This window comes from Streptomyces sp. B1I3 (assembly GCF_030816615.1).
GTDB lineage: Bacteria > Actinomycetota > Actinomycetes > Streptomycetales > Streptomycetaceae > Streptomyces.
The window spans coordinates 3,087,227-3,105,957 of the sequence record NZ_JAUSYD010000001.1 but is presented as its reverse complement, the minus strand read 5'-3'; the positions used below and the strand labels follow the sequence as shown (position 1 = coordinate 3,105,957).

Genomic DNA, 18,731 nt, shown 5'->3' with positions numbered 1-18,731 from the left:
GCCGGGCCCGTGCCCGCCACCGATACCCGCCCGCCCCTGGACGCCACTTCGCGAGGGTGTACGGGCTGGCCCGGACGCCTGCCCCCGGGCCCACACGCCGTTTAGCCGTCAGCAGATCCGCCCGGGGCGGAACGCTTCCACCTCCCGAGCGGGACCCGGCGCTCCTAGGCTGAGGCGATGAGCAGCCACGCGCCGAACCGCCACCACCTGATCCCCCTGCGTCCCGTCCCCGAGACCCCGGAACCCGCTGCGAGAGAGCCTCTGTGGCGGGACGTCGTCGGGGACGTCCTGCGCCGCGAGCGGCTCGCCCAGGAGCGGACGCTCAAGGACGTGGCCGAGGCTGCCAGGATCTCGATGCCGTACCTCTCCGAGATCGAGCGCGGCCGCAAGGAGGCCTCCTCGGAAGTCCTCGCGGCGGCGGCCCGTTCGCTCGGGCTCGGGCTGGGTGAGGTGCTGTCCCTCGGACAGGAGGAGCTCGCCCGCCGGAGCCGGGTGCGGCGTTCCTCCTCGCACCCTTCCCCGTCCCGGCTGTTCCCCACCCGGGCGCCGATGGGCGAGGTCCGGCTGGCCGCCTGACGGCGAGGGGAGGGCGGGTACGCGCGGTCAGGCGGTGGCCAGGACCCGGCGGCTGAGGATCTCGTCGGCGAGACCGTACTCCACCGCCTCCTGCGCGGTGAAGATCCTGTCCCGGTCGGTGTCCGCCCGCAGCGTCGCCAGGTCGTGGTGGGTGTGCCGGGACAGGACCTCCTCCACCTGGGAGCGGACCCTGAGCATCTCCTTCGCGTGGAGCCGGAGATCCGACACCGTCCCCTGCTGACCACCGCTGGCCGGCTGTCCCAGCAGCACCCGGGAGTGCTCCAGGACGAACCGCCGCCCCGGGTCCCCGCCGGCCAGCAGCACCGCGGCGGTCGAGGCGGCCTGCCCGACGCAGAACGTCGAGATGGGGGCGGAGACGAAGCTCATCGTGTCGTAGATCGCCATGAGCGAAGTGAAGGAGCCTCCGGGCGAGTTGATGTAGATCGCGATCTCGGTGTCGGGGCTCGACGACTCGAGGTGCAGCAGCTGCGCGATGACGACGTTGGCGACGCCGTCGTCGATCTCCGTACCGAGGAAGATGATCCGCTCGGACAGCAGCCGGCTGAAGACGTCGTAGGAGCGTTCGCCCTGCGGGGTGCGCTCGACGACGTTCGGAATCGTGTACTGGCCCATGTCAGAGTCCCATCCGTCGCCGTGAGCCGGTCGGGCGCACGTCGTCGAGCGACTCGACGACGTGATCGACCATGCCGTACGCCTTCGCCTGCTCGGCCGTGAACCACCGGTCCCGGTCCCCGTCGCGGGAGATCGTCTCCTCGCTCCGGCCGGTGTGCGCCGCCGTGATCCGCTCGACCGCCTGCTTCGTGAACTCGAGGTTCTCCGCCTGGATCGCGATGTCGGACGCCGACCCGCCGATGCCGGCCGACGGCTGGTGCATCATGATCCGCGCGTTCGGCAGGGCGAACCTCTTGCCCGGCGCCCCGACGGTGAGGAGGAACTGCCCCATGCTGGCGGCGAACCCCATGGCCAGGGTGGAGACGTCGTTGGGGACGAGCTGCATCGTGTCGTAGATGGCCAGCCCGGCCGTGACTGACCCGCCGGGGCTGTTGATGTACAGGCTGATGTCGGTGCGCGGGTCCTCGGCGGACAGGAGCAGCAGCTGCGCGCAGACCCGGTTCGCGGAGACATCGTCCACCTGGGTCCCCAGGAGGACGATCCGCCGGCCGAGGAGCTGCTCGGCGAGGTGGTCGTCGAACCGGGTCGAGGGCGTGTCCTCGTCGGTGGCACGTGGACGGACAGCGGGGCGGGGTGACATCGGACCTCCCGTTGGTGGGGGCGGCCGGTCCGGCCGCGCTCCCTCCACTCTTGGCCCGCCCGGGCCCCCACGTCACCGATCTCTGCCCGCGGCAGATTCGCCGCGGGCAGAGGCGGCCGGCTACTTCACCGTGACCGCGTCACCGGTGGAGACGACCTTCATGGTCGTCGTCGTACCGAGGAACGCCCAGCGCCAGCTGCCCGACGCGGAGGCCTTCACGGTCGTCCGGAGGTTGCCCTTGCTGTCCGTGGTCGCCGTCCTGACCGTGTGGTACGAGCCGCCGGGCGTCTTGTACTGCAGCTTCACCACCTGCTTGGTGAACCCGTGGTACTTGAGGTCCGTCCAGTTGGCCCGCGACAGCTTGCCGGTGACGGTGAGCGTGCCACCCCTCTTCACCGGCTCGGGGGCGGCGTCCGTCGTCAGCGTCGCCGCGCGCTTCACCTTGAACGTGGCGATGCGGTCGGAGATCCAGTAGTCCCTGTCGTTGGCCTGCACCGTGGCGTTGACCTGCCAGGTTCCGGCCACCGCATTGGCGTCCCAGCCCTCGTTGCCGCTCCCGTACGAGTCGATCCACGACGGGTCGATCTCCATCGTCGCCGTGCACACGGACGTGGTGGTGCTGCTCTTCCTGCACGACGTGCCCAGGTACGACACCGGCCCGTGAGCGTTGGAGGTGTTGAAGGCGGACACGTCCGACACGCTCTTCACCCCCGAGTTGTCCTTGACCGTCATGACGATCGCGAACCGCTTGACGGCCTTGACGCCGACGATGACACTGCCGCCGCCGTTCACGACGGTCTTGACCACCCGGATGTCCCCCCGGCCCTCCGCGTGTGCCGGCGTGGCCACCACCGCGGCGGCCACCGCGCCCGTCACTGCGAGCACGGCGATTCTTCTGCGCATGTCCCACCCCTGTTCCTCCGCCCTGTCGGGCGGGGGAACAGAGTAGCGATCACCTGACAGACGCCGTCACGCGGTCAGTCGGCCGCCGGCGCCGGGGCGATGCCCGTCGGGCAGGCGCGGCCCCAGTTGGTCTCGGACGGTGACTCCAGGGTGGCTCCCGTACCGCCGATGCCGCAGTAACCGTCGGGGTTCTTGTCCAGGTACTGCTGGTGGTACGCCTCCGCGGGCCAGAAGGTACGGCCCTCGGCCGGCAGGATCTCCGTGGTGATCTCGCCGAAGCCCGCGCCGGTCAGCACCTTCTGGTACGCCTCACGGGACGCCGCCGCGCCCTCCGCCTGCTCGGGGGAGTGGGTGTACACGGCAGAGCGGTACTGGGTCCCCACGTCGTTGCCCTGGCGGAAGCCCTGGGTCGGGTTGTGGGACTCCCAGAAGAGCTTGAGGAGCTCCGCGTAGCCGATGACCTCCGGGTCGAAGACGACCCGGACGGCCTCCGTGTGGCCCGTCAGGCCCGAGCAGACCTCCTCGTACGCCGGGTTCTCCGTGTAACCGCCCTGGTAGCCGACGAGGGTCGTCCAGACGCCCTTCGTCTGCCAGAACTTGCGCTCGGCCCCCCAGAAGCAGCCCAGCGCGAAGTCGGCGACCTCCAGGCCCTGCGGGTACGGGCCGGTCAGCGGGTTGCCGAGGACCGTGTGGCGGGAGGGAACGGTGAATTCGGGGATGGGACGCCCGCGCAGGGCCTCCTCGGGGGTGGGGAGCTGCGGGGTGCGGTGGTTCAGGAACATGCGGGGGCTCCTCCGGGGGTCGGTGTCCAGTGCGTACAACACGGAGGGGGCGGTCAGGATTCCGCCGCCTCAGGGAGCCGGGGCCGGAGGGTCCCGGTGGTCCCGGGGGGCCTCGGGCGCTTCACGGCCGGCCATGTACGCGGCCGTCTTCTTCCTGGCACGCAGCCAGAACCAGAGCGCGAGGGCCATCAGGACGAGCGGGATCAGTCGTGTCATCGGTGTCCGTTCCCATCCGGGAGGAGTGAGCAGGTCAGTGCGGCAGGCTCGCCGGGCTGCCGCCGTTCGCCTCGTATCCGGCGACGGCGAGCGCCCGGTACACCGTGTACTCGGCGGCCGGGTCGGAGCTCTGGGTCCAGGGCAGGGCGCCCACGTGCCCGTCGATGTGGACGAGCTGGTGCACGGCCTCCGACCAGCGCTCCATGCGGACGAGGAAGAGCACCAGCAGATGGCGCACATGGGCGAGCACCGGGTCGTCCCCCCGGGCCGCGTGCACCGCGAACATCGCGCCCTCGACCGCCTTCGTCACGACGGCGCCCCGGTAGAAGCCCTGCACCAGATTGACCTCGGGCAGATGCTCGTACAGCGCGAACAGCGGCAGCGCGGCGAGCAGCGAACCCTGTGGGGCGCGGGCGGCGGCCGTGGTCGCGAAGCGGTCGGCCTCCTCGCGGGAGCCGTGCCACTTCTCGCACCAGAAGTGCAGGGCCGCGATGTGCGCGCCCATGTGGGCGGGTGCCCGGTCGATGATCTTCAGCCACAGCTGGTCGAACTGCTCGGGGGAGTAACCCAGTCCACGGGCAACGGCCAGCTCCACGATGTACGGGACCGGGTCGCCGGGAGCCAGGAGGGCGGCCTCGCCGCAGACCGTGCGGGCCTCCTCGAGGATGATCCGGAAGTCGTCCGTGCCCACGGTGCCCGTGCGCCACGCCTGCTGCACCAGGAACTCCGCGTGCACCGCCGCCGCGCCCGCGTCCTTCGGGGCCTCGGCCCGCCAGTTGCGCAGCCACGCCCCGCCCACGCCGGGCCGCTGCGCCAGTTCCAGGGAGGCGGCGCCGGCGAACGCCTGCACGCGCTGCCAGCGCGTCTCGCTCTCCTTCGGTGTGCCTGCGAGCAGCTGGGAGGCGGCCCGCCAGCTCTGGGTGCCCTGCACGACGTCCAGGACGTCGAGGAGGTCCTGGTCGGGTCCCGGCAGCCGCACGTCCAGCTCTTCCTCGCGCACGAAGCCGTAGGTGTCCGGGTCGGCCGCGTCGGGCGAACCGGGCGCGACCTGGCGGATACCGCCACGCCGGCGGAGCATGATCGGGCCGGCGACCACGGCGAGCATGCACAGCGCGAGCAGGAACCACAGAATCTCCATGCGGTCCATTGTCCCCGGACGGGTACGCCGTCGGCGCAGTGGCCCATGAGCGCCCTCCCGACGAACTACGCTCGGACCTCATGAGCGACCAGCACAGCTTCGAGACCCTTGCGATCCACGCCGGCAACACGGCGGATCCCCTCACCGGCGCCGTGGTCCCGCCGATCTACCAGGTGTCCACCTACAAGCAGGACGGCGTCGGGGGCCTGCGCGGCGGCTACGAGTACAGCCGCAGCGCCAACCCGACCCGCACCGCCCTCGAGGAGAACCTGGCGGCGCTGGAGGGCGGCCGCCGCGGGCTCGCCTTCGCCTCCGGCCTGGCCGCCGAGGACTGCCTCCTGCGGACGCTGCTCACGCCCGGCGACCACGTGGTCATCCCGAACGACGCCTACGGCGGCACCTTCCGGCTGTTCGCGAAGGTCGCCTCGCGCTGGGGCGTGGAGTTCTCGGTCGCCGACACCTCCGACGTGAGCGCGGTACGAGCGGCGATCACCCCCCGTACCAAGGCCATCTGGGTCGAGACCCCGTCCAACCCGCTGCTCGGGATCACCGACATCGCGGCCGTCGCGGGCGTCGCCCGGCAGGCAGGCGTGCGGCTGGTCGTCGACAACACGTTCGCCAGCCCCTACCTCCAGCAGCCGCTCTCACTCGGCGCGGACGTCGTGGTGCACTCCACCACCAAGTACATGGGCGGCCACTCGGACGTCGTCGGCGGCGCGCTCGTCGTCAGCGACCCCGAGCTGGCCGAGGAACTCGCGTACCACCAGAACGCGATGGGGGCCGTGGCCGGACCGTTCGACGCGTGGCTGGTGCTTCGCGGCATCAAGACCCTCGCGGTGCGCATGGACCGCCACGACGAGAACGCGACGAAGGTCGCCGACCTGCTGACCCGGCACCCCAAGGTGACGCAGGTCCTCTACCCGGGGCTGTCGGAGCACCCGGGGCACGAGGTCGCCGCCAAGCAGATGAAGGCGTTCGGCGGGATGGTGTCGTTCCGGGTCGCAGGGGGCGAGGAGGCGGCGGTCGAGGTCTGCAACCGCGCGAAGCTGTTCACGCTGGGCGAGTCGCTCGGCGGTGTCGAGTCGCTGATCGAGCACCCGGGCCGGATGACCCACGCGTCCACCGCCGGTTCCCTGCTGGAGGTGCCGGCCGACCTGGTACGGCTGTCCGTCGGCATCGAGAACGCCGACGACCTGTTGGCCGACCTGACGCAGGCACTCGGCTGAGCTGACACGTCGGTCCGGCGGCCGTGGAAGCGTCCCGGCCGCCGGACGCCCGCGGTCCGCCCTCAGACCGTGGCCTTCTCGTCCTCCAGCGAGGCCCGGACCTGCTCGCGCAGCTCCGGGCTGTCCGTGTGCTCATGGACGGAGACGGCGTGCTCGGTGGCGGCCCGGACGACTTCGTCCTCCTCGCCCGAGATGGTGAGCGAACAGTCGGAGACGCTCGGATACTTGCGGCAGTCGGCGATCTTCCGTGTCATGACGGCCTCCTCGGCTCGGGTGCCGTACCGACTCCTCCAGGATAGATCCGGACGAAAGGTCCTGTACCGCCCGCCGGTGCCCGTCAGCTCTCCTGCGCCGGCTGGTGCGCGGCCTGGCGGGCCGCCAGTGACGCGTTGAACCGGGTCAGCAGGGCGCAGAACGTGTCCCGCTCCTCCTCGCTCCAGTCGCCGGTCACCTGGGACATCAGTTCGCGCCGCGAGGCGCGGACCTCCTCCAGACGGGACTGGCCGCGCGGCGACAGTTGCAGCACGACGGCCCGCCCGTCCTCCGGGTGCGAGGTGCGCTTGACCAGACCGGTGTCGACGAGCGGCGCGACCTGGCGGGTCACGGTCGAGGAGTCGATCCCCATGCCCGCGGCCAGTGCCTTGACGCCCATGGGCCCTTCCAGGTCGAGCCGGTTGAGCAGCAGATAGGCCGCCCGGTCCATCGAGTTGCGGACCTGGCCGACACCGCCGAGGCGGGTCTGCTCGGCACGGCGGGCGAAGACGGCCACCTGGTGCTGGAGCGCGTCCAGGATGTGGCCGGATCCCGGGTGTCCGGGGGTGGCGCCCCCGGAAGGAGACGCGGCAGTCGTCATGTCCTGAGGGGGCATGGCCGGGGGCTCTCTTCGTGCGGTGTCGGATGGGTGGGGGACAGAGTACGCGGCCCCGGGGCAACGCGTACCAGGGCTGCACAAACCTGTGGACACCACCGCAGCCCGGCATGAGATGCGACGGCCTGGACGCCTGCGAGCTGCAAGACTTGCTGTCATGAGCTTCCGTGCCTCGGGCCCCTTCCCTCCGCTGATCCTCGACGACATCCGAGGGGCGCAGAAGATGCTGTCCGGGGTGGCCAGAACGACCGGCATGGAGGGCAGCCGCCATCTGAGCGCACTGGTGGGCGCCCCGGTCCACTTCAAGTGCGAGAACCTCCAGCGCACCGGTTCGTTCAAACTGCGCGGCGCGTACGTGCGGATCTCCGGCCTCAGCCCGGTGGAGCGGGCGGCCGGCGTCGTGGCCGCGAGCGCCGGAAACCATGCGCAGGGTGTCGCACTGGCCTCCTCGCTGCTCGGCGTACGGTCGACGGTCTTCATGCCGGTCGGCGCGCCCCTGCCGAAGGTGGCCGCGACCCGCGAGTACGGGGCCGAGGTGCGGCTGCACGGCACGGTCGTCGACGAGACGCTCGCCGCGGCCCAGGAGTACGCCGAGGAGACCGGCGCCGTCTTCATCCACCCCTTCGACCACCCGGACGTCATCGCGGGCCAGGGCACGGTGGGCCTGGAGATCCTCGAACAGTGCCCGGAGGTCCGCACGATCGTCGTCGGCATCGGCGGCGGCGGTCTCGCCGCCGGGATCGCCGTCGCGGTGAAGGCGCTGCGCCCCGACGTCAGGATCGTCGGCGTACAGGCGGCGGGCGCGGCCGGCTACCCGCCCTCGCTGGCCGCCGGGCACCCGGTCGCCCTCGACTCGGTGCAGACGATGGCCGACGGCATCAAGGTCGGACGCCCCGGTGACATCCCCTTCCAGCTGGTGCAGGAGCTGGTCGACGAGGTGCGGACGGTCTCCGAGGACGAGCTGTCCAGTGCGCTGCTGCTCTGCCTGGAGCGGGCGAAGATGGTCGTCGAACCGGCCGGCGCCAGCCCGGTCGCCGCGCTGCTCAGCGACCCGGGGGCGTTCCGCGGTCCGGTCGTTGCCGTGCTGTCGGGCGGCAACGTGGACCCCCTGCTGATGCAGCGCATCCTGACGCACGGCATGGCTGCGGCGGGCCGCTACCTGAGCCTGCGGCTGCGGCTCACCGACCGCCCGGGAGCGCTGGCCGCCCTGCTCGCCACGCTGTCCGTGGCCGACGCCAACGTCCTGGACGTGAGCCATGTCCGGACCGATCCGCGGCTGGGGCTCACCGAGGCGGAGGTGGAACTGCACCTGGAGACCAAGGGGCCGGAGCACTGCCTGGAGGTCTCCTCCGCGCTGCGGGCCGCCGGCTACCTCGTGCGGGACTGACGAAACCGGTTGTGGGCCACGCGGTATCCCCATAGCGTGCGCGCCGGAGGCTGTGGAGCTCCGCGCACGGGAGCACCGGCGTATCTAGGATCTGCTCAGGAAACCACCCGAGAGCAACTGGGGGAGTCCCACGATGCCAGGCGCCATTTACGCCGAAGGTCTGGTGAAGACCTTCGGCGATGTACGAGCACTGGACGGCGTCGACCTCGACGTGCCCGAGGGCACCGTCCTGGGACTGCTGGGTCCCAACGGTGCCGGCAAGACCACCGCCGTACGTGTCCTGACCACCCTTCTCCAGCCGGACAGCGGGCGGGCGGTCGTGGCGGGCATCGACGTGCTGAAGCACCCCAACGAGGTACGCCGCTCGATCGGCCTCTCCGGCCAGTTCGCGGCCGTCGACGAGTACCTCACCGGCCGCGAGAACCTGCAGATGGTCGGCCAGCTCTACCAGATGAGCAAACGCGACGCGAAGGAGCGGGCCGGACAGCTCCTGGAGAGGTTCAACCTCGCCGACGCGGCCGACCGAACGGCGAAGACGTACTCCGGAGGCATGCGCCGCCGCCTCGACCTGGCGGCGGCGCTCGTCGTCTCACCGCCGGTCATGTTCATGGACGAGCCCACCACCGGACTCGACCCGCGCAACCGGCAGCAGCTGTGGGAGGTCATCCAGGAGCTCGTCGCGGGCGGTACGACACTGCTGCTGACCACGCAGTACCTCGAGGAGGCCGACCACCTCGCCCACGACATCTGCGTCATCGACCACGGCAAGGTCATCGCCCGCGGTACCTCCGACCAGCTCAAGGCCCGTACCGGCGGGGAGCGCGTCGAGGTCGTCGTCCACCACCCCGACCAGGTCGAACCCGCCCGCTCGGTGCTCGCCGCGTACGGCAAGGGGGAGATCGCCGTCGCCGAGCACACCCGCAAACTGACCGTCCCTGTCACCGGCGGGGCCAAGCTGCTCGCCGAGGTCATCCGGGACCTCGACGCCCGGGGCGTGGAGATCGACGACATCGGCCTTCGCCGCCCCACCCTGGACGACGTGTTCATCTCGCTGACCGGCCACGCCGCCGAGCTGGGGAAGAACGCGGAGAACGGATCGAACGAGGCCGCCGAGGGCCGGAAGGAGGACGGCAGGTGACCGTCACCACGGATGCTCCGGAGTTCACCCCGCGCGCCCGGCGCGGCGCGATCGGCCAGTCCGTCGCCGACTCGCTCGTGGTCGCCCGCCGGAACCTGATCCGCATGGCCAGGATCCCCGAGATGGTGATCTTCGGCCTCGTGCAGCCCATCATGTTCGTGGTGCTGTTCACCTACGTCTTCGGCGGTTCCATCAAGGTCGGCGGCACCATCTCGTCCGCGGACTACCGGGAGTTCCTGATGGCCGGGATCTTCGCGCAGACCGTCACCTTCGCCACGGCCGGTGCCGGAGCGGGTATCGCGGACGACATGCACAAGGGGCTGATCGACCGCTTCAGGTCGCTGCCGATGGCCCGCGGTGCGGTCCTCACCGGACGCACCCTCGCCGATCTCGTCCAGACCGCGCTCACCCTCGTGGTGCTCGCCGGCGTCGCGCTGATCATCGGCTGGCGGACCCACGAGAACATCGGCAAGGTCCTGCTCGGCTTCCTGCTGCTGCTCCTGCTCGGTTACGCCTTCTCCTGGATCGGCGCACTGATCGGCCTCGTCGTACGGACGCCCGAGGCGGCCACGTCCGGCGGGCTGATCTGGCTCTTTCCGCTGACGTTCATCTCGAACGCCTTCGTGGACGCCAACCAGATGCCGACGTTCCTGCGCCACATCGCGGAGTGGAACCCGTTCAGCGCCACGGTGCAGGCCTGCCGTGTCCTGTTCGGGAACCTGCCTCCCGGCTTCGTGACCCCGGACGCCTGGCCCATGCGGCACCCGATCACGGCGTCGGTGCTGTGGTCGGTGGTCATCCTGGTGGTCTTCCGGACCCTGGCGGTCCGCAGGTACCGCTCGGCCACCGCCTGAGCCCCGCGCCCCGTCACGCCCGTTCCGCGGAGCAGGGAGCCCCGGCCGCATGCGCGCGGCCGGGGCTCCCTCGTGCGGTGGGCGGGTCAGCCCGTGTAGGGCTTCGCCGAAATGATCTTCACCGAGGCCTTCTTGCCGTTCGGCAGCTCGTACTCCGCGTCCTCACCCATCCTCTTGCCGTTCACGCCCACGCCGAGCGGGGACTGGGGCGAGTACGTCTCGATGTCCGAGCTGGCGTACTCGCGGGAGGCGAGCAGGAAGGTGATCGTGTCGTCCGGGTCGCCGTCGAAGGCGATCGTCACGATCATGCCGGGCTCGACCACGCCGTCGTCGGCGGGTGCCTCGCCGACCTTCGCGTGCTCCAGGAGCTGGGTGAGCTGACGCACCCGGAGCTCCATCTTGCCCTGCTCCTCCTTGGCCGCGTGGTACCCGCCGTTCTCGCGGAGGTCACCCTCCTCGCGGGCCGCCGCGATCTTGACGGAGATCTCCGTGCGCGCGGGACCAGACAGGTACTCCAGCTCCGCCTTCAGCTGGTTGTACGCCTCCGGCGTGAGCCAGGTGACGTTATCGCTGGTCTGGGTCACAGGGTGCTCCTCGTCGGTACTGGGAATACAAAGCAACGCCCTACCCCAAGCATGCGCTGCCACGGGTGGGCGAAACAACGAGCCTAACAATTCCCCGCGAAAAGGGGGAGAAGGTAAAGGGGCGCACGCGCGTCCCCGCTGGTCAGTGCGGGAGCGTGCGTTCAGGCGCGGCGCGCGCCCTGCGGTGCGCTCAGCCGTCCGCGGTGCACGCCATCAGCTCCACCGCGGTCGCTCTGGACGTCGTGCGGAGCGTGACGACCCGGTCGATGCGCTCCGAGCGCCCGTCGAACCGGAAGTCCTTGCGGGCCACCTCGCCGCCGTCCTCGCTCAGCGCGCGGACCGTGCAGTAGCCGTCGGCGTCCCGCTCCTTGCGGACCTCGAGATGCGCCTCGGCCCGGTCGTCGGAGACGACGTCGGACTTGATCAGCTCGGCGCTGATGTCCTGGCCGGCCACGTAGTCGTAACCGAACCAGCCGATCACGGCGAGGAAGAGCACACCCAGCACGGAACCGACCGTTTTCAGTCTGCGGTCCGCGCGCTCGTCCCCGGACCGGCCGTAGCGCCCGTCGGGCAGCGCCTCGCGTACCGCCGTCATGATCGTTCCTCCCGTACCGGGGACCGAGGAATTTTCCACCCCCCGGTTCAGTCACTATAGAAGCCGACCATTGCGACCAATCACTGAGGACCGAGTCTTGACCGAGCAGCTGAGACTGATGGCCGTCCACGCCCATCCCGACGACGAGTCGAGCAAGGGCGCGGCCACCATGGCCAAGTACGTGTCCGAGGGGGTGGACGTCCTGGTCGTCACCTGCACAGGGGGCGAGCGCGGATCCATCCTCAACCCGAAACTCCAGGGTGACGCGTACATCGAGGAGCACATCCACGAGGTGCGCAAGAAGGAGATGGACGAGGCCCGGGAGATCCTGGGCGTCAAGCAGGAATGGCTCGGCTTCGTCGACTCGGGCCTGCCGGAGGGTGACCCGCTGCCGCCGCTGCCCGAGGGCTGCTTCGCGCTGGAGGACGACGAGACGGCGGCAGGACGCCTCGTCGCGCAGATCCGCGCGTTCCGGCCGCAGGTGGTCACCACGTACGACGAGAACGGCGGGTACCCGCACCCCGACCACATCAAGACCCACACCATCTCGATGATCGCGTTCGAGGGGGCCGCGGACACCGAGAGGTTCCCCGAGGCGGAGTTCGGGCCGGCCTGGCAGCCGCAGAAGCTGTACTACAACCAGGGCTTCAACAAGCCGCGCACGGTGGCCCTGCACGAGGCGCTGCTCGCCCGCGGACTGGAGTCCCCGTACGGCGAGTGGCTGGAGCGCTGGAAGGAGTTCGAGCGCGCCGAACGCACGCTGACCACGCACGTCCCGTGCGACGAGTTCTTCGAGATCCGTGACAAGGCGCTCATCGCGCACGCCACGCAGATCGATCCGGACGGCGGCTGGTTCCGGGTTCCGATGGACATCCAGCGGGAGGTGTGGCCGACGGAGGAGTACGAGCTCGCCAAGTCCCTGGTCGATACCTCCCTCCCCGAGAGCGACCTCTTCGCGGGCATCCGCGACAATGCCTGATATGTACGCGACCCAGGCACTGACGCAGCTCGTTCCGCTCGCCGCCGATGAGCTCGACAAGAACAAGGTGACTCCCGGCGTTCTCGGCTTCCTCGTCTTCGCGGCCCTCGCCGTCGGGACGTGGCTCCTGATGAAGTCGATGAACCGCCACATGGGCAAGGTCGACTTCGAGGAGGCCCCCGACCCGGCCGCGGAGCCTGCCGGCGCCTCGGCCGAGGCCGGAACCGGGGTGAAGGCCGCCTCCGGCGCGAGGGCGGACGCCGCCCGCAAGGGCTGACGTCCGGGACTTCCCGGACACGGCCTACGGCCGCGCTCCCACCGGCACGCCCATCACCTCGCGGGCGTGCCGGGACGGGGTCAGCCCGAGGCGCCATGCCTGCCAGCCGCCGTCCAGGTCCACACCGCGGTTGAGTACCACCCGGAAGGCCTCGGCGCAGTCCTCCAGCTTGCCGTCCCGCAGCGGGTGCGCGGCCGACAGCAGGTCGGCGAGCTCCTGCTGGGCCACCGCCGCGCCCACCTCGCTGCCGCCGGGCGACGCGTACGGCAGCAGCGTGCACCGCAGGAACGCCGCCCAGTCCCCGCCCCGGACGTCCCCGTACGAGGCGAACAGGCGGATCGCCTCGTCGCACAGCTCCAGGGCCTGCGCCGTGCGGTTGTTGCCGCCGTCGATCAAAGCCAGCTCCAGACAGGTCCAGGCCTCGCCGTGGGCCACCCCGATCCGCCGGAAGTCGGCCCGGGCGTCGACCAGGAGCTGCCGGGCGAAGCCGGAGTTGCGGAGGTTGCCCGTCTGCGCGGCCCGCTGGTCGCGGGTGACGCGGCCCGAGTGGTGGCGTGCGCACGCCAGGCCGTACACGTCCCGCATCCGGGAGAACATCGTGCGGGCCCGCTCCAGCTCCCGTACGGCCTGGGCGGTGTCGCCGTCCTCCTCCAGCGCCTGCCCCAGGTAGTAGAGGGTCCACGCCTCGCCCCGCGCGTCCTCGTTGGCCCGGTGCCGGGCCAGGGCGCCGCGCAGCTGCTCCACCGCGGGCGCCGTACCGCCGTCCCCGTCCATCAGCCGGGCGCGGGCCAGCTGGGTCAGGGCCCAGGCCTCGCCGCGCTCGTCGTGGGTGCGGCCGTACAGGTCCAGGGCGGTGGTCAGCTCCTCCTCCGCCCGTGCCACCTCGCCCATCCGCAGGCAGACCTGCCCGAGCTGGAAGTGTGACCAGGCCTCGCCGTGGAGGGACTCGCCCTCACGGTGCAGGGCCAGCGCGGTGTCGAGCAGGGTCAGGGCCTCGGCGAGGTTCGCCCGGTCGCGCTCCACGGCGGCCAGGGCGTGCAGGGACCAGGCCCGGTCCTCCGCCTGCTCGTCGGATGACTGCAGGGCGAGGGCCTCGCGCAGACGCGCCGAGGCCTCGGTCAGATTGCCCTGGTGGTGCAGCGTGATGCCGAGCGAGCACAGGGCCAGCGCGGCGCCCGCGTCGTTCTGCGCCTCGCGGTACAGGCCGACCACGGAGGACAGCGTGGTGCGGGCCTTGTCCAGCTCGCCGAGCTGGCGGGCCGCGATGCCCGTACGCCACTGGACCGACCGGTCCAGGAGGCCCTTGTCGACGGCCTGCGTGAGCTCGCTGATCTCACCCAGCCGGTAGAGGTCGCCCCGCAGCAGGCAGTAGTCGCACAGGGCGCCCAGCAGGTGGAGCACCGCCCTCTGGTCGACGCCTTCGGCGTGCCGCAGCGCCGAGGTGATGAAGCTGGACTCGTCGTCCAGCCAGCGCAGCGCGGCGTCCAGGGAGCTGAAGCCGTGCGAGCCGAACTGGCCGGCCCGGGTGGACATCTTTCCGTCGACCATGCGGATCACGGCGTCGGCGAGCTCCGCGTAGTTCTGGACGAGGCGCTCCTGGGCGGCGGTGCGGTCCGCCGCCTCCTCCTCGTCGAGCAGCCTGGCCAGGGCGAAGCCCCGTACGAGGTCGTGCAGCCGGTAGCGCGCGCCCCGTACATGGGTGAGGAGCCCCGCCCGGGAGAGGGCGTCCAGGAGCCGTCCGGCCTGCTCCTCGTCGGTCGACAGCAGCGACGCGGCGGCGGCGGCCCCGAGGCTGGCGCGTCCCGCCAGCGCGAGGCGCCGCAACAGTCGCCGCGCCTGCTCGGACTGGTCGGTGTAGCGCAGCCACAGGGCCCGCTCGGCGGGCGCGACCGGACCGTACGCGCCGAGGCCGGCCGCGAGCTCGGCGCGGGTGCGCCCGCCGAGGGAGGACCCTGCGACGCGCAGGGCGAACGGCAGCCCGCCGCACAGCTCGACGACCGTGTCGGTGGACGGGTAGTCGTACGGCCCGTCCTCCTCCTCCTGCGCCGACTCGCGCAGCAGCGCCTCGGCGTCCGCCGCGTCCAGGCCGCCGACCGGCAGGTGGTACACCCGGGCCGGGATGTCGTCGGGCAGGGCGAGGGGCTCGCGTGCGGTGACGAGGACCAGGCTGTCCGAGCGCTCCGGGACGAGCGTGCGGACCTGGGCGGCGTCGGTGGCGTCGTCGAGGACGATCGTGACGGGCGTGCCCGTCAGGTGCTGGTGGTACAGCTCGCTCAGGCGCCGCACCTGCTGGTCGGCGGAGGACCTTCCCCGAGATCTCGTCTCCGCCCGGTCGGCGGAGGGCCCCTCGCGGAAGAGCAGCTGTTCGCGGGGTGCGCCCAGCCGGTTGAGCAGGTGCAGGAGGGCGTCCCGGGTCGGCAGGGGCGCCTCCCCGGCCACGTCGCCGCGCAGATCGACGACGCACGCTCCGCGGAACTGGTCCTTGAGCGCGTGCGCGGCGCGCACGGCCAGGGTGGTGCGCCCGGCGCCCGGCGCACCGTGCAGCACGACGACGGTAGGTCTGGTCTCCGTGGCCGCGCGGGCGGCGTGCACCCACTGGGCGATCTGCGACAGTTCGGCCTTCCGCCCCACGAACGGACCGTCGGCGACGGGCAGATGCCCGAAGGACTGTTCGAGGAGCGCGCGGGTGCGGGCGGCAGCGCTGCGGTCCCCGCCGCGCAGTTGCGGCACCAGGGAGGCGGTGGCCTTCTTCGCGGGCCGCGACGCGGCGGTCAGCACGCGCTGCTGGTCGATGAACGGGCGGATGCCCCGTACCTCCAGTGCCGTCAGCCACGCCAGCCTCAGCTGCTCGGGGCCGCCGGGCTGGCTCAGCGCGCCCGCCCTGCGATGGGCCGCGGGCCAGTGCGAGGCGGTCACCCGGGCCACGGTCATGGTCGCCCCCGCCACGGCGACGGCGGCCCCGGCCCCGAGGGCGGGGCCGGCCGTGGTGCCGAGCGCGAGGTCCGCGCCGAAGGCGGCGGCAGAGGCAACCGCGGTCACCAGCAGAGGCGTTGCCAAGGCCGCCCTGCTGAACCGCCCGGACAGCGGCTGCTGCCCGGCGTCCGCCGCGTCGAGCGCCTGGACGTACGCGGCGTACTCCTCCGCCGCGCCCGCCGCCATGGTGTCCAGCGCGCCCCGCGCACGCGCCAGCAGCGCGCCGGAGTCGGTCCTCCCGCCGGTGCGCCGCGCCTCTTCCTCCACGGCGCGCACCAACAGCCGTTCGGCTTCCGCCCGATGGCTGTCCCGCATGCGTCCCCCCAGGTTCGTGCGATGCCGATCCGGCCGACCGCCATGGCCACCCAGTGTCCTGCGTACGGCGCGTCATTGCGAGAGAGCGTGGCGATCAACCGGCCGGGGAGCCGCGTGCGCGGGGACCGGGGTACGGCCGACCGTCTCGCCCGGACCACCGCCCCGTAGCTCCTCCGGCACGCGGACGACCCCGTCGACGGGTGGCCGTGGTCGCCCGAGGTGTCCGAGGATCCACGCCGGCGAGGTGTTCCGGTGCCGCGCGGCGTGGGGCACGCCGGTCGCCGTACATGTGGAGGTTCCCATCGGTCGCCACACACGTCCGCGCCGGTGGACATCCCGCCGTCCTCACAGGCACGGGTCGCGAGGTCGACGACGTGTGCGCGGACGATCGGGAGAACGCCGGGACCGGTGGGCCCCTGCCGGGCTCGTCGGAGCCCACCCGGGCGGGCCCCCCAATGCATGCCTGTCCTGGGTGAGTTGTGGCGAGTGGGGAGGCGGCCGTCCGGCGCGGGACGGGGCGCAGGTGCGGTTCGGCCGGGCGGGGCAGAGCGCGTGCGGGCCTCCCTGACGGGGACGGGCATTGTGAGAGGCTGGATCGTATGAACCGGCTGGCTGGTGTGACCTCGCCTTATCTGCTTCAGCATGCTGACAATCCCGTGGACTGGTGGCCTTGGGGGCAGGACGCCTTCGAGGAAGCGCGGCGGCGTGGTGTACCCGTTCTGCTGTCGGTCGGCTACGCGTCGTGCCACTGGTGCCATGTGATGGCCCACGAGTCGTTCGAGGACGAGTCCGTCGCCGGCTATCTCAACGCGCACTTCGTGCCCGTGAAGGTCGACCGCGAGGAGCGGCCCGACGTCGACGCCGTGTACATGGAGGCCGTGCAGGCCGCGACCGGCCAGGGCGGCTGGCCGATGACGGTCTTCCTGACGGCCGACGCCGAACCCTTCTACTTCGGCACCTACTTCCCTCCCGAGCCCCGCCACGGCATGCCCTCCTTCCACCAGGTCCTCGAAGGGATCGTGGCCGCCTGGACGGACCGGCGGGAGGAGGTGGCGGAGGTCGCCGGGCGCATCGTCCGCGATCTCGCGGGCCGCTCCCTCACCCACGGCGGGACGGATCTGCCCGGCGAGCCCGAACTGGCGCAGGCGCTGTTGCGGCTGACCCGGGAGTACGACGAGAAGCACGGCGGTTTCGGCGGCGCGCCCAAGTTCCCGCCGTCCATGGTCATCGAGTTCCTGCTGCGCCACCACGCCCGCACGGGGGCCGAGGGCGCCCTGGAGATGGCCGCCGACACCTGCGCGGCCATGGCGCACGGCGGGATCTACGACCAGCTCGGCGGCGGGTTCGCCCGCTACTCCGTCGACCGGGAGTGGGTCGTCCCGCACTTCGAGAAGATGCTCTACGACAACGCGCTGCTCTGCCGCGTGTACGCCCATCTGTGGCGGGCCACCGGCTCGGACCTGGCCCGCCGGGTGGCCCTGGAGACCGCGGACTTCATGGTGCGCGAGCTGCGGACCGCCGAGGGCGGCTTCGCCTCCGCGCTGGACGCGGACAGCGAGGACGCGCAGGGGCGGCACGTGGAGGGCGCGTTCTACGTCTGGACACCGGCGCAGCTGCGCGAGGTGCTGGGCGAGGAGGACGCCGTCTTCGCCGCCGAGCACTTCGGGGTCACCGATGAGGGCACCTTCGAGGAGGGCTCCTCCGTCCTGCGGCTCAGCCGGACCGCGGAGGCGGACGACGGGGCGCGGGTCGCCGATGTGCGGGCCCGGCTGCTCGCGGCGCGTGAACTGCGGGCGCGCCCCGAGCGTGACGACAAGATCGTCGCCGCCTGGAACGGGCTGGCGATCGCCGCCCTCGCGGAGACCGGGGCGTACTTCGACCGTCCGGACCTCGTCGAGCGGGCCACCGAGGCCGCCGACCTGCTGGTGCGCGTGCACATGGGCGACGTAGCGCGGCTCTGCCGCACGTCCAGGGACGGCCGCGCCGGGGACAACTCCGGTGTGCTGGAGGACTACGGAGACGTCGCCGAGGGCTTCCTCGCGCTCGCCTCGGTCACCGGTGAGGGCGTCTGGCTCGAGTTCGCCGGTTTCCTGCTGGACATCGTGCTGGAGCGCTTCACCGGCGAGAGCGGTCAGCTGTACGACACCGCCGATGACGCGGAGCAGCTGATCCGGCGCCCCCAGGACCCCACGGACAGCGCCACCCCGGCCGGCTGGACCGCCGCCGCGGGCGCCCTGCTCTCGTACGCCGCGCACACCGGCTCCGAGGCGCACCGCACGGCGGCCGAGGGGGCGCTCGGGATCGTGGGCGCGCTCGGGCCGAAGGCGCCCCGCTTCATCGGCTGGGGGCTGGCCGTCGCGGAGGCACTGCTGGACGGGCCGCGCGAGGTGGCGGTGGCCGGGCCCGTCGGCGGGGAGCTGCACCGGGCGGCGCTCCTGGGGCGGGCGCCCGGCGCGGTCGTCGCGGCGGGCGAGGGGCCGGACGCGGGCACCGAGTTCCCGCTGCTGGCGGAGCGGCCGCTGATGGGCGGCGAGCCGACCGCGTACGTCTGCCGGCACTTCGTGTGCGACGCGCCGACGACGGACGCGGCGGAGCTGGCCGCGAAGCTCGGGGGCTGACCGGCGGGGGCCCGGCCGTGGGGTCCCCG

The 18,731-nt window shown here is 72.0% G+C and carries 19 protein-coding genes; 8 read left to right on the top strand and 11 right to left on the bottom strand.

The window, feature by feature from the left end; genetic code table 11:
• The first annotated feature begins 177 nt into the window (after positions 1-177).
• Positions 178-576 (top strand): helix-turn-helix domain-containing protein, encoded by a 399-nt coding sequence (locus QFZ58_RS14065; protein WP_307125275.1) that lies wholly within the window; start codon positions 178-180, stop codon positions 574-576.
• 27 nt (positions 577-603) lie between these two features.
• Here the strand turns inward: QFZ58_RS14065 and QFZ58_RS14060 are convergent, their stop codons facing one another.
• The 6 genes from QFZ58_RS14060 to QFZ58_RS14035 all read right to left on the bottom strand — a co-directional run bounded on the left by QFZ58_RS14060 (position 604) and on the right by QFZ58_RS14035 (position 4,888).
• A complete protein-coding gene (locus QFZ58_RS14060) occupies positions 604-1,209 on the bottom strand; it encodes a ClpP family protease (protein WP_307125274.1) in 606 nt (201 codons plus the stop codon).
• A gap of 1 nt (position 1,210) precedes the next feature.
• Positions 1,211-1,849, bottom strand: coding sequence for a ClpP family protease (locus tag QFZ58_RS14055; RefSeq protein ID WP_307125273.1), 639 nt, complete (start codon positions 1,847-1,849; stop codon positions 1,211-1,213).
• A gap of 120 nt (positions 1,850-1,969) precedes the next feature.
• Positions 1,970-2,752 carry a hypothetical protein gene (locus QFZ58_RS14050; protein ID WP_307125272.1) on the bottom strand — a complete coding sequence of 261 codons (783 nt, stop codon included), beginning with the start codon at positions 2,750-2,752 and terminating at the stop codon, positions 1,970-1,972.
• 74 nt (positions 2,753-2,826) lie between these two features.
• Entirely contained in the window at positions 2,827-3,534 is a 708-nt protein-coding gene (msrA, locus tag QFZ58_RS14045; RefSeq protein ID WP_307125271.1) for a peptide-methionine (S)-S-oxide reductase MsrA, read from the bottom strand.
• A 69-nt stretch (positions 3,535-3,603) separates the two neighbouring features.
• On the bottom strand, positions 3,604-3,750 hold the full coding sequence (locus QFZ58_RS14040) for a hypothetical protein (RefSeq protein WP_307125270.1): 147 nt from the start codon (positions 3,748-3,750) through the stop codon (positions 3,604-3,606).
• A gap of 34 nt (positions 3,751-3,784) precedes the next feature.
• Positions 3,785-4,888, bottom strand: coding sequence for a hypothetical protein (locus QFZ58_RS14035; RefSeq protein WP_307125269.1), 1,104 nt, complete (start codon positions 4,886-4,888; stop codon positions 3,785-3,787).
• 80 nt (positions 4,889-4,968) lie between these two features.
• Between QFZ58_RS14035 and QFZ58_RS14030 the strand changes: the two genes are divergently transcribed.
• On the top strand, positions 4,969-6,114 hold the full coding sequence (locus tag QFZ58_RS14030; protein WP_307125268.1) for a cystathionine gamma-synthase: 1,146 nt from the start codon (positions 4,969-4,971) through the stop codon (positions 6,112-6,114).
• A 62-nt stretch (positions 6,115-6,176) separates the two neighbouring features.
• Here QFZ58_RS14030 and QFZ58_RS14025 read toward each other — a convergent pair whose 3' ends face one another.
• Entirely contained in the window at positions 6,177-6,368 is a 192-nt protein-coding gene (locus QFZ58_RS14025; protein WP_307125267.1) for a DUF1059 domain-containing protein, read from the bottom strand.
• 83 nt (positions 6,369-6,451) lie between these two features.
• On the bottom strand, positions 6,452-6,982 hold the full coding sequence (locus QFZ58_RS14020) for a MarR family winged helix-turn-helix transcriptional regulator (RefSeq protein WP_307125266.1): 531 nt from the start codon (positions 6,980-6,982) through the stop codon (positions 6,452-6,454).
• Between the two features lie 157 nt (positions 6,983-7,139).
• Here QFZ58_RS14020 and ilvA point away from each other — a divergent pair, with 157 nt between their 5' ends.
• The 3 genes from ilvA (at position 7,140) to QFZ58_RS14005 (ending at position 10,361) form a co-directional block, all read left to right on the top strand.
• A complete protein-coding gene (ilvA, locus tag QFZ58_RS14015) occupies positions 7,140-8,369 on the top strand; it encodes a threonine ammonia-lyase (protein WP_307125265.1) in 1,230 nt (409 codons plus the stop codon).
• 133 nt (positions 8,370-8,502) lie between these two features.
• Positions 8,503-9,507: an ATP-binding cassette domain-containing protein gene (locus tag QFZ58_RS14010; RefSeq protein WP_307125264.1), complete on the top strand. Its 1,005-nt coding sequence runs from the start codon at positions 8,503-8,505 to the stop codon at positions 9,505-9,507.
• Positions 9,504-10,361 (top strand): ABC transporter permease, encoded by an 858-nt coding sequence (locus QFZ58_RS14005; protein WP_307125263.1) that lies wholly within the window; start codon positions 9,504-9,506, stop codon positions 10,359-10,361. Before QFZ58_RS14010 ends, QFZ58_RS14005 begins: the two co-directional genes overlap by 4 nt.
• Before the next feature lie 86 nt (positions 10,362-10,447).
• Here QFZ58_RS14005 and greA read toward each other — a convergent pair whose 3' ends face one another.
• Complete coding sequence (greA, locus tag QFZ58_RS14000; protein ID WP_307125262.1) at positions 10,448-10,945, bottom strand: transcription elongation factor GreA; 498 nt, start codon at positions 10,943-10,945, stop codon at positions 10,448-10,450.
• Between the two features lie 190 nt (positions 10,946-11,135).
• A complete protein-coding gene (locus QFZ58_RS13995) occupies positions 11,136-11,540 on the bottom strand; it encodes a DUF4307 domain-containing protein (protein ID WP_307125261.1) in 405 nt (134 codons plus the stop codon).
• 97 nt (positions 11,541-11,637) lie between these two features.
• Between QFZ58_RS13995 and mca the strand changes: the two genes are divergently transcribed.
• Together mca and QFZ58_RS13985 are read left to right on the top strand one after the other, a co-directional pair.
• Positions 11,638-12,519: a mycothiol conjugate amidase Mca gene (gene mca / locus QFZ58_RS13990; RefSeq protein WP_307125260.1), complete on the top strand. Its 882-nt coding sequence runs from the start codon at positions 11,638-11,640 to the stop codon at positions 12,517-12,519.
• Position 12,520: 1 nt separating this feature from the next.
• Positions 12,521-12,796, top strand: a complete 276-nt coding sequence (locus QFZ58_RS13985; protein WP_307125259.1) for a hypothetical protein — start codon at positions 12,521-12,523, stop codon at positions 12,794-12,796.
• Between the two features lie 24 nt (positions 12,797-12,820).
• Here QFZ58_RS13985 and QFZ58_RS13980 read toward each other — a convergent pair whose 3' ends face one another.
• Positions 12,821-16,084 carry a tetratricopeptide repeat protein gene (locus QFZ58_RS13980; RefSeq protein WP_307125258.1) on the bottom strand — a complete coding sequence of 1,088 codons (3,264 nt, stop codon included), beginning with the start codon at positions 16,082-16,084 and terminating at the stop codon, positions 12,821-12,823.
• A gap of 599 nt (positions 16,085-16,683) precedes the next feature.
• On the opposite strand from QFZ58_RS13980, the gene QFZ58_RS13975 reads away from it, so the two are divergent.
• Positions 16,684-18,702, top strand: a complete 2,019-nt coding sequence (locus tag QFZ58_RS13975) for a thioredoxin domain-containing protein (protein WP_307125257.1) — start codon at positions 16,684-16,686, stop codon at positions 18,700-18,702.
• The last annotated feature ends 29 nt before the right edge of the window (positions 18,703-18,731 follow it).